We start from the raw sequence: 14199 nt of genomic DNA, 5'->3' as shown, positions 1-14199 counted from the left end.
TCGCGAATGAATTCGCTCCTACGGTTTCTCGTTCAGATGCTCCATTGCGCCGTGGCCAGCAGGTTCGGGTCCAGCGCCCGCGGGCGGCGGGCCATGGCTCTGACGAAATGCTCCAGCGCTTCGTCGAGTCGTTGTTCCAAGGCCGGGGCGAACTGCGCCGCGGCACCGTTTTCGCCATAGGCGATCTGGCTGTCGTCGGCGAATACGCCGTGCAGCACTTCCTCGGCTTTCAGCGCGCTGAACACCGGCTTCAGCGCGTAATCCACCGCCAGCATGTGCGCCTTGCTGCCACCGGTGGAAAACGGCAGCACCACTTTGTGTTCGAAGGCACGCTCCGGCAGCAGATCGAGCAGGGTCTTCAGCGCCCCGGCAAACGACGCCTTGTACACCGGCGTGGCGACCAGCAGACCGTCGGCGCGAGAGACCTGGGTGAGCAGGTCACGGATGCGCGGACTGTCGAAGCGGGCGAACAGCAAGTCATCGGCGGCGAAGTCGGTGATCCGGTACTCCACCACCTCGATGCCACTGCGTCCCAGCCAGCGCCGCGAACAGTCCAGCAACAGGTTCGAGCGCGAACGTGCGGCCGGGCTGCCGCCGAGAGAAACCACCAACATGACCGACCCTCAGCGCTGCGGTTGCGCAGTCAGGCGCAGGTAGGGTTTCACCGCGCGATAGCCCTGCGGGAAGCGCCGCTGGATTTCCTCCGGATCTTGCAGCGACGGCACGATCACCACCTCGTCGCCGTCCTGCCAGTTGGCCGGAGTGGCGACCTTGTGCTGCTCGGTCAGTTGCAGCGAATCGATGACGCGCAGGATCTCGTGGAAATTGCGCCCGGTGCTCGCCGGGTAGGTGATGATCAGGCGCACCTTCTTCTGCGGGTCGATGATGAACAGCGAACGCACGGTCAGGGTGTCGTTGGCGTTCGGGTGGATCAGGTCGTAGAGGCTGGAAACCTGCCGGTCGGCGTCGGCGATAATTGGGAAGTTGACGCGGGTGTTCTGCGTCTCGTTGATGTCGTCGATCCAGCGCACGTGTGACTCGACCGGATCGACCGACAGCGCCAGCACCTTCACGCCGCGCTCGGCGAACTGGTCCTTGAGCTTGGCGGTGAAGCCCAGTTCGGTGGTGCACACCGGGGTGAAGTCGGCGGGGTGCGAGAACAGCACGCCCCAACTGTTGCCCAGCCAATCGTGGAAACGGATGCGACCTTGGCTGGAATCCTGTTCGAAGTCGGGGGCGATATCGCCGAGTCTGAGGGTCATGGTGCGGCTCCTGGGCAACTGTTCTGTGGCGCTCACTATGCTCAGGCTCTTGGAGAATTAAAAAGAATAAATAACAATTTATCTAGACCATAAAAGAATATAAGACACTCCCATCGACCGCTAAAATTCATCGCCATCCGGCTATAAGAAGCGAATCAAATATTCTTTATCAGAATAAAAAACAGCCTCTATAGTCCTACCGTTTCGCTCACATCCAAGGACATTGCTATGAAGCGACTGCTCACCTCTTCCCTGCTCGCCGCCGGCCTGGCGCTGGCCTCAAGCGCCCAGGCGGCGACCCTGCTCAACGTCTCCTACGACGTGATGCGCGACTTCTACAAGGAATACAACGCGGCCTTCCAGAAGCATTGGCAAGCCGAGGGCAACCCCGCGCTGACCCTGCAGATGTCCCACGGCGGCTCGAGCAAGCAGGCGCGCGCGGTGATCGACGGCCTGCCCGCCGACGTGATCACCATGAACATGGCCACCGACATCAACGCCCTTGCCGACAACGGCGGCCTGGTGCCGCAGAACTGGGCAACCCGCCTGCCGGACAACAGCGCGCCGTTCACCTCGGCCACCGTGTTCATCGTGCGCAAGGGCAACCCGAAGAACCTCAAGGACTGGCCGGACCTGCTCAAGGATGGCGTCGAGGTGGTGGTGCCGAACCCGAAGACCTCGGGCAACGGCCGCTACACCTACCTGTCCGCCTGGGGCTACGTGCTGCAGAACGGCGGTGACGAGAACAAGGCCAAAGACTTCGTCGGCAAGCTATTCAAGCAGGCGCCGGTGCTGGATACCGGCGGCCGCGCGGCGACCACCACCTTCATCCAGAACCAGATCGGCGACGTGCTGGTGACCTTCGAGAACGAGGCCGAGATGATCGCCCGCGAGTTCGGTCGCGGCGGCTTCGAGGTGGTCTACCCGAGCGTCTCCGCCGAGGCCGAGCCGCCGGTAGCGGTGGTCGACAAGGTGGTGGACAAGAAGGGCACGCGCAAGGAGGCCGAGGCCTACCTGAAATACCTGTGGTCCGACGAGGGCCAGCGCATCGCCGCCAACAACTACCTGCGCCCGCGCAACCCGAAGATCCTCGCCGAGTTCGCCGACCGCTTCCCGAAAGTCGAGTTCCTGCCGGTGGTGAAGACCTTCGGCGAGTGGCCGCAGATCCAGAAGACCCACTTCAACGACGGTGGCGTGTTCGATCAGGTGTATAGCGGCCAGTAATAGCGAGTGCTCTGAAAAAGCCGGGCAATGCCCGGCTTTTTTGTGGGCGCTGCGCACGCGCCCATAGCCAACCTCTCTTTTGCCTATTTCGAATCAGCGCATAACGCCGCACGCTGGCTGGCTACGCGGAACGCCCCTGACTACGCTGAACTCGCCGTTTGGCTTGATCACGAGCGAGGACAAATAGATGAAACGTTATGCAGCAGAATTTCTCGGCACCTTCTGGCTGGTCATGGGCGGCTGCGGCAGCGCCGTACTGGCCGCCGGCTTCCCGGAGGTCGGCATCGGCCTGCACGGCGTCGCCCTGGCCTTCGGCCTGACGGTGCTGACCATGGCCTACGCCATCGGGCCGATTTCCGGTTGTCACCTGAATCCTGCGGTGTCGATCGGGCTGTGGGCGGGGGGGCGTTTCGCGACCAGTCAGGTCGTCCCCTATATCGTCGCCCAGGTGCTCGGCGGCGCCGCTGCCGGTGGCGTGCTGTACCTGATCGCCAGTGGCGCCGCCGGCTTCGACGTGAGCCAGGGCTTCGCCGCCAACGGCTATGCCGCGCACTCCCCCGGCGGCTATTCGCTGCAGGCGGCGCTGATCTGCGAGGTGGTGATGACGCTGTTTTTCCTGCTGATCATCATGGGCGCCACCGATGCGCGCGCACCGGCCGGCTTCGCGCCGATCGCCATCGGCCTGGCGCTGACGCTGATCCACCTGATCAGCATTCCGGTGACCAACACCTCGGTGAATCCGGCGCGCAGCACTGGCGTGGCGCTGTACGTCGGCGACTGGGCCATCGCGCAACTATGGCTGTTCTGGCTCGCGCCGATTGCCGGCGCCGTGCTGGGCGCCTGGCTGTACCGGCTGATCGCCGGCGAAGCGCGCGAGCCGGTGGCAAGCACCGAGGCCGCCTGAGGCATAAAAAAGCCGGGCCCAGGGCCCGGCGAAACACCACTTGAGGAAATCCGCGGGCTGCGCCTGGCGCAACCCGTTTGGTTTAGAACCTGTTTACGATCTCGCGAGCTAGGGCCAGACAAGGCGAAATCGGGCGAAGAAGCGCAGTTTACGTGTTGTAAATGAGCATTCTGAGCCCGATTTCAACGCCGTATGGCCGACGCGCAGCAGATCGTAAACAGGTTCTTACAGCAGGGTCAGGGTGTAGCTAAGGATCAACCGGTTCTCATCCGAGTCGGCAACGTAGTTGCCGCGCTGGGTGGCGTTGCGCCAGGAGACGCCGAGGCCTTTCAGCGGGCCGCCCTGCAGGGTGTAGTCGAGGCGCAAGTCGCGTTCCCACTCCTGCTTGTCGCCAGTTGCCGAATCGATGTTGTCGCCCGACAGGTAGGTGATGATCGCTTTCAGGCCCGGTGCGCCGACCTTGGCGAAGTCGTAGCTGTATTCGGTCAGCCAGGTGCGCTCGCCGGCGTTCTGGAACTTGCCGATCTGGCGGTCGGTGATCAGATAGGCAGTGGAGCCGTCGCCCTGGTTGAGGAACGGAAAGGCGCTGTCGCCGCTGAGTGCCTGGTAGCCGGCGCTCAGCGCATGCGAACCAAGGCTGTAGGTGAAGAGCGCGCTCCAAGCCTGGTTGTCGACCTCGCCGGCGGTGATTGGCGCGCCCGCACCGGTCACGCCGTAGAAGCCGCTGCTGCGATAGCCTTCGGCGCGCCCGGCGACGCTGCTGTTCTTGCCGTCGGAGTTGCTGTCGAAATAGCGCAGGTCGCTCTTCAGCACGCCCGGGCCGATCGCCCAGTTGTGCAGCAGGCCGAGGAAGTGTTGTTTGTAGAAGTCTTCCAGGTTGCCGTAGTAGTACTGCGCGGTGAGGTCTTTGGTCAGCTTGTAGTCGCCACCGGCGTAGTAGAACTTGTTGGAGTCGGCTTGCTGGCCGTTGACCGCCGTGGCGCCGGCGATGCGCAGACCGATGTCGTCGGTGGAGCTACGGGTCTTGGTGTGCTCCAGTTGGCCGCCGATCAGAGTCAGGTTGTCGATTTCGCTCGAGGTAATCTGCCCGCCCTCGAACAGCTGCGGCAGCAGACGACCGTCGTTGAAAGTCACCACCGGCAGCTTCGGCTGCAGGGTGCCGAGCCGCGCTTCGGTCTTCGACAGGCGCAGCTTGGCAGTCGCGCCGGCCTTGCTGTAGTCGTCCACCGCCTTACCATCGCTGTCCAGCGGGAACAGCTGGCCCGGCTTGCGGCGGTCACTGGTATCGCCGTCGCCACCGCCGTCGAGCTTGACGCCGAGCAGGCCCACCACGTCGACCCCCACGCCGACCGTACCCTCGGTGAAGCCGGAGGCGTAGTTGAACAGGAAGCCTTGACCCCACTCGCTGGCTTCGCTGCGGTTGTCCGGGGTGTTCTTGCTGTTCAGGTTGTAATAGTAATTGCGTAGGCCCAGCGTCGACTTGCTGTCCTCGATGAAGCCGCCGGCGACAGCCTGCTGGCCAACTGCGGCGAGGGCGACAGCCAGCACCAGGGGGGACTTGTTCATGCGTTGCTCCTAAAGGTCTTGTTGGCTTTATTGGTCAGGCGTAGGGGATATTCGCTATATATGATTCTATACAGCGTAACGCCGTGGTCACAATTCCGAAGTCCGTTTCCTGGCCTTCGCTTCACCCCCGCGGCCGTTGCTCACGGCCAATGGGTGCACAGTAATGAAAAGTTCATAAATCAAAAAAGAATTGTTAGTTAGATTTTAATTCCTAGAATGAATAAAAGGATTTCCCTGATTTCCACCGCGATAACCGCCTGATCCGCTCAGAAGGTCGCGCCAGACAGGTGGCTTCTCCAGCCCTGGCCTACGCTAGGACGGCCTCCTCCCTTTTCCTGACCGAGATCCCTGCATGCTGCAACGCGTCCCCGACACCGAGAACCTGGCCGAATTGACCCTGCGCGGGCTGATTCTCGGCGCGCTGATCACCGTGGTGTTTACCGCCTCCAATGTGTACCTGGGTCTCAAGGTCGGCCTGACCTTCGCCTCGTCGATTCCCGCGGCAGTGATTTCCATGGCGGTGCTGCGCTACTTCGCCGGCGCCAATATTCTCGAAAACAACATGGTGCAAACCCAGGCCTCGGCGGCCGGCACGCTGTCGTCGATCATCTTCATCCTGCCCGGCTTGCTGATGATCGGGTACTGGAGCGGCTTTCCGTTCTGGCAGACCGCGGCGATCTGCGCCATCGGCGGGATTCTCGGCGTGCTGTACACCATCCCGCTGCGCCGGGTGATGGTGGTCAACAGCACGCTGCCGTATCCCGAAGGCGTGGCGGCAGCGGAAATTCTGCGCGTCGGTAGCGCCGCCGACGACCCCAGCCAAGCGGCACCGGACAGCCAGGCGCCGGGCCTGCGTGACATCCTCATCGGCAGCCTGGTGGCCGCACTGTTCAGCCTGTGCAGTAGCGGCTTCAAGCTGCTCGGCGAAGGCATCAGCCTGTGGCTCAACGCCGGCCAAGCGGTGTTTCGCCTGGCCACCGGGTTTTCCCTGGCGCTGGTCGGCGCCGGCTATCTGATGGGCATCACCGCCGGCATCTCAATCATCGTCGGTGTGGTGATCGCCTGGGGCGTGGCGGTGCCGCTGCTGACCGTCAACGCAGTGCCGCAGGTTGGCCAGAGCCTCAGCGAACTGGCCCTGCAATTGTGGAGTTCGCAGGTGCGCTTTCTCGGCGCCGGGACCATCGGCGTGGCGGCCTTGTGGACGCTGGCGACGTTGCTCGGGCCGATGGCTGAAGGGGTCGCCAGTTCGCTGCGGGCGGTGCGTGGCAGCGCGGAGGCGAGCGGCCTGCGCACCGAACGCGATATGCCAGCAAAGTGGATTCTAAGCATCGCCGGGCTGCTGCTGGTCGCTCTGTTTGGGGTGTTCGGCTACTTCCTCGGCGCCGCCGAACCGGACCTCACCGGCCTGGGCTTCTGGGGTTTGGTCACGACCTGCGTGGTGTTCGCCTTTGTCTTTGGCTTCCTGATCGCCGCGGCCTGCGGTTACATGGCCGGGCTGGTCGGCTCGTCGAGCAGCCCGATCTCGGGGATCGGCATCATCGCGGTAATCCTCGTCTCGCTGCTGATTCTCGGCATCGGCAGCCTTGAGCCGAACCTGCTGCACAGCAGCCATGGCAAGCTGGCGATTGCCCTGGCGCTGTTCACCACGGCGGTGATCCTGGCCATCGCAGCGATTTCCAACGACAACCTGCAAGACCTCAAGACCGGCTATCTGGTCGGCGCCACGCCATGGCGCCAGCAGGTCGCGCTAATCGTCGGCTGCCTGGTCGGCGCACTGGTGATCCCGCCCGTGCTCTCGCTGTTGTATGACGCCTATGGCTTCACCGGCGCCATGCCCCACGCCGGCATGGACCCACAGGAGGCGCTGGCCGCACCACAGGCGACGCTGATGACGGCGATCGCCAGCGGGATTTTCAACGACGCGCTGAACTGGACAATGATCCTCATCGGCATGGCCCTGGGGGTCGCGCTGATTCTCGTCGACCTGCTGCTGCGGCGTACCGGCAAGGCCAGCCTGCCGGTGCTGGCGGTCGGCCTGGGCATCTACCTGCCGCCGACCATCGGCATGACCCTGGTGGTCGGCGCGCTGCTCGCCTGGCTGTTGGAGCAGGCCCAGGCTCGCCGGGGCGGGAGCGATGGCGACAGCATGCAGCGCCGTGGCGTGCTGCTGGCCTCGGGGTTGATCGTCGGCGAAAGCCTGATGGGCATCCTGCTCGCCGCGCTGATCGGCGCCAGCGGCACGAGCGCGCCCCTGGCGCTGGTCGGCGCCGGGTTCGCCGAGACCGCGCAGTGGCTCGGCTTGCTGGTGTTCGCGGTGATCTGCGTGCTGTTCTACCAGCGTGTGCGCGGCAGCCGTGGGGCGTAGAGTGCGGCCAGTTGGGCGCATCGCGCGCCGCTGCAACGTACTGCCCTGGAGCACCCGATGAGCGATTCCCTCACGCAGATCAGCCGCCTGACCCTCGCCGACTATCAACAGTCGGCTGAGGCGTTTCGCACCGGCACCCGCGATCACGACGTGCGCCAGAACGTCTCCGCCTTGCTGCGCCACATTCATGCCGAGCCACCCTTTGCGATCCTCGATTTCGGCTGCGGACCGGGCCGCGACCTGCGCACCTTCGCCGAGCTCGGCCACCAGCCGGTCGGCCTGGACGGCTGCCCGCGCTTCGTCGAAATGGCCCGCGCCGACTCCGGTTGCGAGGTGTGGCACCAGGATTTTCTACAGCTCGACCTGCCCGCCGCGCACTTCGACGGCATCTTCGCCAACGCCTCACTGTTCCACGTGCCGCGCAGCGAGCTGCCGCGGGTGCTTGGCGAGCTGCAGGCGAGCCTGAAACCGGGCGGCGTGCTATTCAGCTCCAACCCGCGCGGCGCCAATCAGGAAGGCTGGCAGAACGGCCGCTACGGCTGCTTTCATGACCTCGACAGCTGGCGCGCTTATCTGCACGGCGCCGGCTTCGTCGAGCTGGAGCACTACTACCGGCCAACCGGTTTGCCGTGCGCCCAGCAGCCCTGGCTGGCCAGTGTGTGGCGCAAGGCCTGAGGCTCAGCCGCGATCGGCAGCGTAAAGGCCAGTCGGTAGGGCGGACTCAGGAGCGCAGAGAACAGTCGCCGCCCGCCACCGCAGGCTTGGCGTACTGCTTCGCGAGTACGCCCTACGGGACTGTTTTCTAACGTAGATTCGGGTGGGTTACGCCCCCCCCGGCCTACAAAAGCTGGTTTCAGCGCCTTGGTAGGAGCGAATTCATTCGCGATCCGCGGCGCCGGCTATCGCGGATAAATCCGCTCCTACAAAAAAATCTACGTCAGGCGCGTGGCGTACTCGCGCAGCAGTACGCCGTTGATCGCACGGCGGACTAGAGTGACTAGGCCACTCGCTCCGGAACTCGCCGCCATGCTCAGTGCCGCCCTCGCCCGTTTCCCGCGCCTCGACCTGATCCCCACGCCCACCCCGCTGGAGGCGCTGCCGCGCCTGTCGCAACAGCTCGGCCGCGCGCTGTGGATCAAGCGCGACGACACCACCACCCTGGCGCTCGGCGGCAACAAGGCGCGCAAGCTCGAATTCCTCGCCGCCGACGCCCTGCGCGCCGGCGCCGACATGCTGCTCACTGCCGGCGCGATCCAGTCCAACCACGTCCGCCAGACCGCCGCGGTGGCCGCGCGCCTGGGCCTCGGCTGTCACGCGCTGCTGGAAAACCCGATCGCCAGCGGCGACGCCGACTACCTGGGCAACGGCAATCGCCTGCTCCTCGACCTGTTCGGCGCCACGGTGGAAGCGGTCGCCAACCTCGACGACGCCGACAACCTGCTCGCCGCCAGCGCCGCGCATTTGCATAGCGCCGGCAAGAATCCCTACGTGGTGCCGATTGGCGGCTCCAACCCAATCGGCGCGCTCGGCTATGTGCGCGCCGGGCTGGAGCTGGCCGAGCAGATTCAGCGCAGCAATCAGCCATTCGCGGCGGTGCTGCTGGCCTCCGGCAGCGCCGGCACCCACGCGGGCCTGGCCCTCGCCCTGGGGTACGCGCTGCCCGGCACGCGAGTGATCGGCGTCAGCGTGTCACGCCCCGAGGCAACTCAGCGGCCGAAGGTCGAGGTCCTGCTGCAACGTACCGCCGAGCTGCTCGGCATCGCCGTGCCGAGCGGCCTGCATATCGAGCTGTGGGACCAGTACTTCGCCCCCCGTTATGGCGAGCCGAACCCCGCCACGCTGGCGGCGATCCGCTTGCTGGCCAGTCAGGAAGGCGTGCTGCTCGACCCGGTGTACACCGGCAAGACATTCGCCGGGCTGCTCGACGGCATCCAGCGCCAGGCCTTCGCCGACGGGCCGGTGCTGTTCCTGCACACCGGCGGCGCGCCGGCGCTGTTCGCCTACCGCTCCGCGTTCACCTGAGCTGCCCGCCGGCCGCCGGCAGTTCAGCGGCGCACCGCGCCGTGGGTAGGCCCGGCACGGCCCAGCACAGCGTCTACCCTGCATAGACATCCACCTGCACGGGGATTTGCCATGATCCATTCGTTTCTGCGTCGTCACCTGCTGCTCGGCAGCTTCGCCCTGCTGCTCGGCCTGGCCAGCGGCGCCTCGGCCGCCGACCTGCTCGACGCCATCAAGGCCAACGGCAGCATCAAGGTCGGTCTGGAGGGCACCTATCCGCCGTTCAACTACCAGGACGAAAAAGGCCAGCTGAGCGGCTTCGAGGTCGACTTCGCCAACGCCCTGGCCAAGGAGCTGGGGGTCAAGGCCGAGTTCCAGCCGACCAAGTGGGACGGCATCCTCGCCGCGCTGGAGTCCAAGCGCCTCGACGTGGTGATCAACCAGGTGACCATCTCCGAGGAGCGCCAGAAGAAATACGACTTCTCCACGCCCTACACCGTCTCCGGCATCCAGGCGCTGACCCGCAAGGACACCGCGGCGAGCATCACCGGCGCGCAGAGCCTGGCCGGCAAGAAGGTCGGCGTCGGCCTCGGCACCAACTACGAGCAATGGCTGAAGGACAACGTGCCGGACGCGGTGATCAAGACCTACGACGACGACCCGACCAAGTTCCAGGACCTGCGCGTCGGGCGCATCGACGCGATCCTGGTCGACCGTCTGGCGGCCTTCGAGATGGTCAGCAAGACCGGCGACCAGCTGGCCCTGGCCGGCCAGGCGTTCTCCCGTCAGGAGGCCGGCGTGGCACTGCGCAAGGGCAACCCGGCGCTGCTCGCGGCGATCAACCAGGCGATCGCCAAGCTGCGCGCCGACGGCACGCTCACGCAGCTCTCGGAGAAATGGTTCAAGGCTGACGTCACGCAATGATCGAAGCCAGCCTGCAACTGGCTCTCGACTCCGCCCCCTTCTTGCTCAAGGGGGCGATGTGGACCGTAGTGCTCAGCCTCGGCGGGATGTTCTTCGGTCTGCTGCTGGGCTTCAGCCTGGCCTTGCTGCACCTCTACGCGATTACCCCGTTGCGCTGGCTGGCCAAGGTCTACGTGTCGTTCTTCCGCGGCACGCCGCTGCTGGTGCAGTTGTTCATGATCTATTACGGCCTGCCGCAGCTGGGCATTCAGCTCGAACCGCTACCGGCGGCGCTGATCGGCTTCTCGCTGAACATGGCCGCCTACACCTGCGAAATTCTCCGCGCGGCGATCGCCTCGATCGACCGCGGCCAGTGGGAGGCCGCTGCCAGCATCGGTATGACCCGCGCGCAGACCCTGCGCCGTGCGGTGCTGCCGCAGGCCGCACGCACCGCCTTGCCGCCGCTCGGCAACAGCTTCATCTCGTTGGTCAAGGACACCGCTCTGGCCGCCACCATCCAGGTCCCCGAGCTGTTCCGCCAGGCGCAGCTGATCACCGCGCGGACTTTCGAGATCTTCACCATGTACCTCGCCGCCGCGCTGATCTACTGGGCGCTGGCCAGCGTCCTCGCGCACTTCCAGGGCCGCCTGGAGGCGCGGGTCAACCGCCACGAGCAGGACGCGCCATGATCGCCGTGCGCAACCTGAGCAAGCAGTTCCACGGTCAGCCGGTGCTGCAGGGCATCGATCTCGACGTCGCGCCCGGCGAAGTGGTGGCGATCATCGGCCCGAGCGGCTCGGGCAAGACCACCTTGCTGCGCTGCCTGAATCTGCTGGAGACGCCCAGCGGCGGCAAGATCCAGGTCGGCGATATCGAGATCGACGCCGACCGACCGCTAAAACCGCAGCAGAACCTGATCCGCCAACTGCGCCAGCGGGTCGGTTTCGTGTTCCAGAACTTCAATCTGTTTCCGCACCGCAGCGCGCTGGAGAACATCATCGAAGGCCCCATGGTGGTGAAGAAGGAGTCGCGCGAGGTCGCCGTGAGCCGGGCCCGCGCGCTGCTCGCCAAGGTCGGCCTGGCCGGCAAGGAAGATGCCTATCCCAAGCGCCTGTCCGGCGGCCAGCAGCAACGCGTGGCGATCGCCCGCGCGCTGGCCATGCAGCCCGACGTGATCCTCTTCGACGAACCGACCTCGGCGCTCGACCCCGAGCTGGTCGGCGAGGTGCTCGCCACCATCCGCGGCCTGGCCGAAGAGCAGCGCACCATGGTCATCGTTACCCACGAGATGAGCTTCGCCCGCGACGTCGCCAGCCGGGCGATCTTCATCGACGGCGGGGTGATCGTCGAACAAGGCCCGGCGCGCGAACTCTTCAGCGCGCCGAAGGAGGAACGCACCCGGCAGTTCCTCGCCAAGTTTCTCGGCGACTCACTGCGGTAGCCGCACCGCACCGCACCGCACCGCACCGGCCGACGGTCTGACGCAGCGCTTCCGCAGCGGACGAAAGTGCGTAAGATGCGCGCCCGCTTTACGCCGCCCTGCTGGAAGTACGCATGAATCCCGCCACGCTCCTCTCCCTGCCCTTGCTCGCCCTGGCCCTCGGTGGCTTCGTGGTCGGCAGCAGCGAATTCATCATCATGGGCCTGCTGCCCGAGGTCGCCGCCGACCTGCGTGTCAGCCTGGCCGACGCCGGTCTGCTGGTCAGCGCCTACGCGATGGGCGTGGTGATCGGCGCGCCGCTGCTCGGTCCATTGCTCGGCCGGCTGGCACGCAAGCGGGCGCTGCTGTGGCTGATGGGTGCCTATGCGCTGGGCAACCTCGGCTGCGCACTGGCGCCGGATTACCACTGGCTGCTCGCCGCGCGCATGCTCACGGCGATCTGCCATGCCGGCTTCTTCGGCTGTGCCACCTTGTTGGCCATCGAACTGGCCCCGGTGCATCGGCGCGCCTCGGCGATGGCCCTGGTGCTCAGCGGCCTGACCATCGCCAACGTGCTCGGCGTGCCGCTCGGCGCCTGGCTCGGCCAGGCCACCAGCTGGCGCATGACCTTCTTCGTGGTCGCCGGCCTCGGCGCGCTGGCGGTGCTGGCGATGGCGCTGTGGCTGCCGCACGGCCACGCGCCGGCCCGCAACGCCGCGCACAGCGCCTGGGGCGGCGTGCTGCGCTGGCCGGTGCTGCATCCGCTGCTGGTTTGCTGCCTGTCGTCGGTGGCGCTGTTCAGCGTGTTCACCTACATCAGCCCGCTGCTGCGCGAGGTGGGCGGTTACTCAGCCGAGCAGAACAACGGCGCGCTGCTGCTGTTCGGCATCGGCCTGACCCTCGGCAACCTGCTTGGCGGGCGCCTGGCCGACCGCGGCCTACGACATGCGGTGCCGGTCGCCCTGGGGATCAGCGGACTGGCCCTGCTCGGTCTGTTCGCCTGGCTGCACCAGCCGCTGCTGCCGCTTGCGTTGTTGCTGCTGTGGGGCATGGCCAGCTTCGCGATTTCCTCGCCGCTGCAGATGCTGCTGGTCGAGCAGGCCGGTGAGTCGGCGAGCCTCGCGGCGACCCTCAGCCACGCCGCGTTCAACCTCGGTAACGCCAGCGGCGCCTGGCTCGGCGGGCTGTGGCTGAGCACTCAGTACGGCTTGAGCAACCTGCCGCTGCTCGGCGTCGGCGCGCTGGCGCTGACCATCCTGGTCGCCCTGCCACTGCCGCGCCTGCGCGCCAGCAAAGAGCGCATCGGCCTGCATTGAGCGCTGCGGCGCAGCGCCGCCCTTAGATTGAGGGAGGCTGCGCTAGCCTGCGTGGTGCGCTGACGGGTAGCGTTACGGCCAATCCATCCTACGACTCGGCTTTAGTCGAGTAGCAGGATGCAATCCGGCACACGACTCGCCCGCTTCCCGGATTGCATCCGGGCTACTGGATCCCCGCCTACGCGGAGACGACGGCGGTGGCGCAGAACCTCACCCGGTCACGTCACTCCCGCGCAGGCCGGAGTCCAGCGCGCGCCGGGCGGAAATTCCCATCCCTGCTGGAAAACCCTGGAAGCGCACAGGCGCTACAGCAGCTCGCCGAGCAATTGGCGCAGCGCTTCGCGCTGCAGCGGATCGCTGGCCAGCAGGCGCACTTGCGCGCTGAGTTGGGCGATATCTGGGGTCGGCAGATTGAGGTGTTCGGGATGGATCTCCGCGCCGCCGCTGACCAGCAGGGCGAAGTGGATGACGTTCTCCAGCTCGCGGGTATTGCCGGGCCAGGCGTAGGCGTTGAGCACGCGCTGCGCGGCGCTGCTGATCAGCGGCAGGGCCAGACTCAGGCGCTGGGCATACAGGCCGAGGAAGTACTCGGCCAGCGGCGCGATATCGCCGACCCGCTCGCGCAACGGCGGCAGCACCAGACGCCCTTCATTGAGATACAGATAGAGCCGTTCGTTGAACTTACCGGCGGCCACCGCCTTGCCCAGGTCGATGCTGGTCGCGGCCACCAGGCGCACCTCCACCGGGTTCGCCTGGCTGGCGCCGACGCGCGTCACTTCGCGGGTTTCCAGCGCTGCCAGCAACTTGGCCTGCAGAGCCAGCGGCAGGTCGCCGATCTCATCCAGGTACAAGGTGCCGCCATTCGCCGAGCCAAACCAGCCGGCGCGGCTGCTGGCGGCGCCGGCATACGCGCCCGCCACATAGCCGAACAATTCGGCTTCGGCATGGCTGGGACTCAGGCCACTGCAACTGAGCGAGACGAACAGCCCGGGGCGGTCGCTTTCCCGGTGGATATGCCGGGCCAGCAACTCCTTGCCGGTGCCGGTTTCGCCGCTGATCAGCACCGGCAAAGCGCCGGGCGACAGAACGGTGAGTTCCTCGCGCAATTGCCGCGAGCGTGGATCGACGAAGACCAGCGCCTTGGCGCGGATGCTCAGCGGGCTTTTGTCCGCCTCGGGCAGGATCAGCAACGGCTGATCGAAGGTAGCGCTACGGCTCATGGCCAACTCCCGCCGAGC

Annotated in this window: 13 protein-coding genes; 9 read left to right on the top strand and 4 right to left on the bottom strand. The window is 66.0% G+C overall.

Annotation, left to right across the window (positions count from 1 at the left end; translation table 11 throughout):
* Window positions 1–32: 32 nt before the first annotated feature.
* Together ssuE and NVV93_RS00965 are read right to left on the bottom strand one after the other, a co-directional pair.
* Complete coding sequence (gene ssuE / locus NVV93_RS00970) at window positions 33–614, bottom strand: NADPH-dependent FMN reductase (protein ID WP_258252602.1); 582 nt, start codon at window positions 612–614, stop codon at window positions 33–35.
* Window positions 615–623: 9 nt separating this feature from the next.
* The gene (locus NVV93_RS00965; protein ID WP_258252601.1) at window positions 624–1262 is read right to left on the bottom strand and encodes a peroxiredoxin; all 639 of its coding nucleotides are present in this window, start codon (window positions 1260–1262) and stop codon (window positions 624–626) included.
* Window positions 1263–1490: 228 nt separating this feature from the next.
* Here NVV93_RS00965 and NVV93_RS00960 point away from each other — a divergent pair, with 228 nt between their 5' ends.
* Entirely contained in the window at window positions 1491–2486 is a 996-nt protein-coding gene (locus tag NVV93_RS00960) for a sulfate ABC transporter substrate-binding protein (protein ID WP_258252600.1), read from the top strand.
* 187 nt (window positions 2487–2673) lie between these two features.
* Window positions 2674–3390 carry an aquaporin Z gene (gene aqpZ / locus NVV93_RS00955; protein WP_258252599.1) on the top strand — a complete coding sequence of 239 codons (717 nt, stop codon included), beginning with the start codon at window positions 2674–2676 and terminating at the stop codon, window positions 3388–3390.
* Window positions 3391–3615: 225 nt separating this feature from the next.
* Here the strand turns inward: aqpZ and NVV93_RS00950 are convergent, their stop codons facing one another.
* A complete protein-coding gene (locus NVV93_RS00950; RefSeq protein ID WP_258252598.1) occupies window positions 3616–4956 on the bottom strand; it encodes an OprD family porin in 1341 nt (446 codons plus the stop codon).
* Window positions 4957–5308: 352 nt separating this feature from the next.
* On the opposite strand from NVV93_RS00950, the gene NVV93_RS00945 reads away from it, so the two are divergent.
* The 7 genes from NVV93_RS00945 to NVV93_RS00915 all read left to right on the top strand — a co-directional run bounded on the left by NVV93_RS00945 (window position 5309) and on the right by NVV93_RS00915 (window position 12961).
* A complete protein-coding gene (locus tag NVV93_RS00945; RefSeq protein ID WP_258252597.1) occupies window positions 5309–7321 on the top strand; it encodes an OPT family oligopeptide transporter in 2013 nt (670 codons plus the stop codon).
* 57 nt (window positions 7322–7378) lie between these two features.
* A complete protein-coding gene (locus NVV93_RS00940) occupies window positions 7379–7996 on the top strand; it encodes a bifunctional 2-polyprenyl-6-hydroxyphenol methylase/3-demethylubiquinol 3-O-methyltransferase UbiG (RefSeq protein ID WP_258252596.1) in 618 nt (205 codons plus the stop codon).
* A gap of 351 nt (window positions 7997–8347) precedes the next feature.
* The gene (locus NVV93_RS00935) at window positions 8348–9343 is read left to right on the top strand and encodes a D-cysteine desulfhydrase (protein WP_258252595.1); all 996 of its coding nucleotides are present in this window, start codon (window positions 8348–8350) and stop codon (window positions 9341–9343) included.
* A gap of 111 nt (window positions 9344–9454) precedes the next feature.
* Window positions 9455–10246, top strand: a complete 792-nt coding sequence (gene tcyJ, locus NVV93_RS00930; protein ID WP_258252594.1) for a cystine ABC transporter substrate-binding protein — start codon at window positions 9455–9457, stop codon at window positions 10244–10246.
* A complete protein-coding gene (tcyL, locus tag NVV93_RS00925; protein ID WP_258252593.1) occupies window positions 10243–10914 on the top strand; it encodes a cystine ABC transporter permease in 672 nt (223 codons plus the stop codon). Before tcyJ ends, tcyL begins: the two co-directional genes overlap by 4 nt.
* Window positions 10911–11666, top strand: coding sequence for an L-cystine ABC transporter ATP-binding protein TcyN (gene tcyN / locus NVV93_RS00920; protein ID WP_258252592.1), 756 nt, complete (start codon window positions 10911–10913; stop codon window positions 11664–11666). The genes tcyL and tcyN overlap by 4 nt, the downstream gene beginning before the upstream one ends.
* Before the next feature lie 113 nt (window positions 11667–11779).
* Window positions 11780–12961, top strand: coding sequence for an MFS transporter (locus NVV93_RS00915; RefSeq protein WP_258252591.1), 1182 nt, complete (start codon window positions 11780–11782; stop codon window positions 12959–12961).
* 305 nt (window positions 12962–13266) lie between these two features.
* On the opposite strand, the gene NVV93_RS00910 is transcribed toward NVV93_RS00915, so the two are convergent.
* The gene (locus tag NVV93_RS00910) at window positions 13267–14181 is read right to left on the bottom strand and encodes a sigma-54 dependent transcriptional regulator (RefSeq protein WP_258252590.1); all 915 of its coding nucleotides are present in this window, start codon (window positions 14179–14181) and stop codon (window positions 13267–13269) included.
* Window positions 14182–14199 lie beyond the last annotated feature (18 nt).

It is taken from the genome of Pseudomonas sp. LS44 (assembly GCF_024730785.1).
Lineage (GTDB): Bacteria > Pseudomonadota > Gammaproteobacteria > Pseudomonadales > Pseudomonadaceae > Aquipseudomonas.
The sequence above is the reverse complement of the archived record's forward strand: the minus strand, read 5'-3'. Positions and strand labels throughout refer to the sequence as shown.

Excerpts from the sequence above, each read along its gene's own strand:
- NVV93_RS00940 (WP_258252596.1), top strand. The coding sequence starts at position 7,379 with ATGAGCGATTCCCTCACGCAGATCAGCCGCCTGACCCTCGCCGACTAT.
- aqpZ (WP_258252599.1), top strand. The coding sequence starts at position 2,674 with ATGAAACGTTATGCAGCAGAATTTCTCGGCACCTTCTGGCTGGTCATG.
- ssuE (WP_258252602.1), bottom strand. The coding sequence starts at position 614 with ATGTTGGTGGTTTCTCTCGGCGGCAGCCCGGCCGCACGTTCGCGCTCG.
- tcyJ (WP_258252594.1), top strand. The coding sequence starts at position 9,455 with ATGATCCATTCGTTTCTGCGTCGTCACCTGCTGCTCGGCAGCTTCGCC.
- tcyN (WP_258252592.1), top strand. The coding sequence starts at position 10,911 with ATGATCGCCGTGCGCAACCTGAGCAAGCAGTTCCACGGTCAGCCGGTG.
- NVV93_RS00965 (WP_258252601.1), bottom strand. The coding sequence starts at position 1,262 with ATGACCCTCAGACTCGGCGATATCGCCCCCGACTTCGAACAGGATTCC.
- tcyL (WP_258252593.1), top strand. The coding sequence starts at position 10,243 with ATGATCGAAGCCAGCCTGCAACTGGCTCTCGACTCCGCCCCCTTCTTG.
- NVV93_RS00950 (WP_258252598.1), bottom strand. The coding sequence starts at position 4,956 with ATGAACAAGTCCCCCCTGGTGCTGGCTGTCGCCCTCGCCGCAGTTGGC.
- NVV93_RS00960 (WP_258252600.1), top strand. The coding sequence starts at position 1,491 with ATGAAGCGACTGCTCACCTCTTCCCTGCTCGCCGCCGGCCTGGCGCTG.
- NVV93_RS00935 (WP_258252595.1), top strand. The coding sequence starts at position 8,348 with ATGCTCAGTGCCGCCCTCGCCCGTTTCCCGCGCCTCGACCTGATCCCC.
- NVV93_RS00915 (WP_258252591.1), top strand. The coding sequence starts at position 11,780 with ATGAATCCCGCCACGCTCCTCTCCCTGCCCTTGCTCGCCCTGGCCCTC.
- NVV93_RS00945 (WP_258252597.1), top strand. The coding sequence starts at position 5,309 with ATGCTGCAACGCGTCCCCGACACCGAGAACCTGGCCGAATTGACCCTG.
- NVV93_RS00910 (WP_258252590.1), bottom strand. The coding sequence starts at position 14,181 with ATGAGCCGTAGCGCTACCTTCGATCAGCCGTTGCTGATCCTGCCCGAG.